Genomic DNA, 3,378 nt, shown 5'->3' with positions numbered 1-3,378 from the left:
CACTGCGTTTTCTTCCTGCATTATGCAGGTCAACGATTTGTTGTTTAAACCCATCTGTGAAGTGACGGCGAATTTGTCTAGACATAGCTTTTCTCCTATTTTCTTTAGTGTAGAACACTTTATAGATTCTGTCTAGTTTAGTGTAACCGATTCAAAGAATGAGATTATAATGATTATTGATGCACAGTTAAAAGAACGTTACTATAAAGCATTACGAGAGTGTGATGCTAACTTTGATGGGGTTTTCTTTGCAGCCATTAAAACAACTGGTGTTTTTTGCCATGCGACTGTCGTGCTAGGAAGCCTAAATTTGACAATTGTGAGTTTTACAAAACAGCTGAAGCAGCCCTTCTAGCAGGTTATCGTCCTTGCAAAATTTGCCGACCACTTTCTTATCCCAATGACTTGCCAGAAGAAGTCAAACAATTAGTTGATCTGGTTGAAGCAAATCCTGAAAAACACTGGAGGGACTCTGATTTTAAAGAGCTAGGTATTCATTCAGCAACAGCTAGACGGCAGTTTAAAAAATATTATCATATGACTTTTGTTCAATATGCACGCTCACGTCGTATGGGGATTGCTTTTGAAGCCATTCAAAAAGGTTCTAAAAAAATTGATCAGCAACTGGCTATGGGCTATCAATCTGCCAGTGGTTTTAATGATGCTTTTAGCCGAATTATGGGAAATCCAACAAAGCAAACCGAGATTCATTTATTAGTGGCTACATTTATTCCAACTCCGATAGGGCGTCTGTTTGCGATAGCAGATGATAATGGTCTTTACCTTTTAGAATTTGATAATAGACGCGGTCTTGAAAAAGAAATTGAGCGCTTGAGAATTAAGCGACAGGCTAGAATAATAGCAGGAAATAATGCTATTTTAACACAATTAACCAATGAGTTAGCCCTTTATTTTTCAGGAAAATCCGCGACATTTACAATACCACTTTGCTTAATGGGGACACCTTTTCAAAAAGATGTGTGGGCATTGTTACAAAAAATACCAATCGGTGAAACTCAAACATATAAGGATTTAGCAATGGCCTTAGGAGATGTCAATAAAGTAAGGGCTGTTGGAAATGCGAATGGTGCCAATCAAATAGCTATTTTAATACCGTGCCATCGTGTGATTTCGTCAACAGGTGATTTAGGTGGTTATGGTGGATGAGTTGACCGAAAGCGTTACTTATTAGAGCTAGAACAGAGGTGCTTTTTTCCTCATTGAGTTTTGAGAGAAGTCACCGTATGATCCATCAACTTTTTAGTTTGCTCCACTCACTCTTTTGTGTCATCAGCCAAAGACTCCATGCAGCTCTTTTTGACTTGCTGGTTTTTTGTCCACTTTCTCATCAAAACCATTCAGTGCAGTAGCTTTTTGATTTTTGACGGCTATGATTTATGGTAAACTAGTATTATCAGTGCTTAAGAGGAGATTAGAATGATTTCAGTGATGTGGTTCAGGCGTGATTTAAGACTTAGTGATAATATTGCTTTGGCTAAGGCTATGGCTAATAGCAATCAACTGGTGGCTCTTTTTCACCTCAATCCTGAGCAACTGTCAGAGCAAAAGACACCCAATCAGTCAGCCTTTTTGGAGAGTTTACGTTATTTTAAAAAGGAGTTGTCTGCCTATGATATTCCTTTGCAAGTCATCTACGGAGATTGGGAACTAGCCTTTGAAGAGCTAAGGCAGGCCTTGCCAGAATGGGATCAGGTTTATTTTAACTACGATGATGCTCTTTTTGGTAGACTGAGGGATCAAAAGGCCGCAGCATTTTTTAGGAAACATCAGATTATCATGCACACGTCACAGGATCATTATCTGCATGGAGCATCAGAAGTCCTCACTCAATCAGGAGACTCCTATAAAGTGTTTACACCTTATTACAACAATTGGAAGGGGTTACCCAAGCCTACTCCAGTACCAACCTCAACGCATACTGTGGACTGGTTGTGTTTGGACATGGCTATTGACCTAGAAGCGTTTTGCCAAACAAGGATAGCCCCCCTACCAGATTATCAACCAGGCAGTCAGAAGGCTCTAGACCTCTTGAAACGCTTTGTGGATGAAGGTTTGTCTGCTTACAAAGATCAGCGAGATTACCCAGCTTTAGAGGCAACTAGTAAACTATCTCCTTATTTACGACATGGTAACATTAGCATTAGACAAGTTTATCATGCTGTTTCAAAGGCACCAGATAGCACTGGCAAAGCCACTTTTATCAAAGAACTCGCTTGGCGTGATTTTTACCACATGATTGCTGTCAATCATCCCAATCAAAAAAACACAGCAATTCAATCGGTTTTTACCAACATTGAGTGGGATAATAACAAGGCACATTTCGAGTGTTGGAAGTCCGGTCAGACAGGGTTTCCAATCGTTGATGCAGCGATGCGACAGCTAGCTCAAACAGGTTGGATGCATAACAGACTGCGAATGATTGTCGCCTCCTTCTTGACCAAGGATTTGTTGATTGACTGGCGATGGGGAGAGCGTTATTTTCAAGAGGCCTTGATTGATTATGATCCCGCTAGCAATATCGGTGGCTGGCAATGGGCAGCATCAACAGGGACAGATGCTGCACCGTATTTTAGAATTTTCAACCCAACAACCCAAGGCAAAACCTATGATCCAGAAGGAAAATTTATCAGTTGTTTTGTGCCAGAGTTAGCTCATCTCCCCTTGAAATACCGATTCCAACCTGAACTGTTACCAGAATCCTTAGCGCAGGACTTATCGTTTACATTAGGGAAAGATTATCCAAAGCCGATTGTAGACCATGCCGAACGTCGCAAAACAGCGCTTGCTCGCTATGAATTTGCCAAAGAAAACCATACCAATCATCAATCTTAGAACATAGATAAAGGAATCCTAAATGAAAATGCCTATGACTAAACAACTGCTTACAAAAATAATCAGCTTAGGTCTAATAGCTCTCTGTCTCATCCTTGCTGGGATTTATGATGCTTACCAGGCTCAAATCCTTCAAACCGATAATGGCTTTGAGTTCACTCATTTCAGGGAAACAAAGCAGATACCCCCGCTTGATAGCCTTTGTCAGAAACTAGGAATTGAGCACAAGTGTATTCGTCCTAGAACGCCTCGCCATAATGGAAAGGTGGAGCGCAGCCATCGCAATGACAATGAACGTTTCTACCAATATCTCCAGTTTTACTCTTACGAAGACCTCATCAAACAAATGAAAACCTATCTCTACAAATCAAACAGACTACCTATGCAGACTTTAGGTTGGAAATCTCCTATCGAAATCAGAAAAATCCTATCAGGAGCTAGCTCCTGATAGGATAACAAACCATTCTTCGTAAACAACTCTTTCTGGCCTCACATCATTAACAAATATTCACTTTGGTTTAGTGT

1 protein-coding gene and 2 pseudogenes are annotated in these 3,378 nt (G+C 40.4%); all 3 read left to right on the top strand.

Going from position 1 to position 3,378, the window contains the following annotated elements; all coding sequences use genetic code 11:
* Window positions 1–169: 169 nt before the first annotated feature.
* Window positions 170–1,167: pseudogene (locus ACMZ6U_RS09825) on the top strand (bifunctional transcriptional activator/DNA repair enzyme AdaA).
* A gap of 270 nt (window positions 1,168–1,437) precedes the next feature.
* Window positions 1,438–2,853 carry a cryptochrome/photolyase family protein gene (locus ACMZ6U_RS09820; RefSeq protein ID WP_416108259.1) on the top strand — a complete coding sequence of 472 codons (1,416 nt, stop codon included), beginning with the start codon at window positions 1,438–1,440 and terminating at the stop codon, window positions 2,851–2,853.
* Window positions 2,854–2,968: 115 nt separating this feature from the next.
* Window positions 2,969–3,301: pseudogene (locus ACMZ6U_RS09815) on the top strand (integrase core domain-containing protein); the annotation flags it as partial.
* Window positions 3,302–3,378 lie beyond the last annotated feature (77 nt).

This window comes from Streptococcus pluranimalium (assembly GCF_047785745.1).
GTDB classification, from domain to species: Bacteria; Bacillota; Bacilli; order Lactobacillales; family Streptococcaceae; genus Streptococcus; species Streptococcus pluranimalium_B.
The sequence above is the reverse complement of the archived record's forward strand: the minus strand, read 5'-3'. Positions and strand labels throughout refer to the sequence as shown.

Coding starts and splice junctions, on each gene's coding strand:
- ACMZ6U_RS09820 (WP_416108259.1), top strand. CDS start 1,438: ATGATTTCAGTGATGTGGTTCAGGCGTGATTTAAGACTTAGTGATAAT.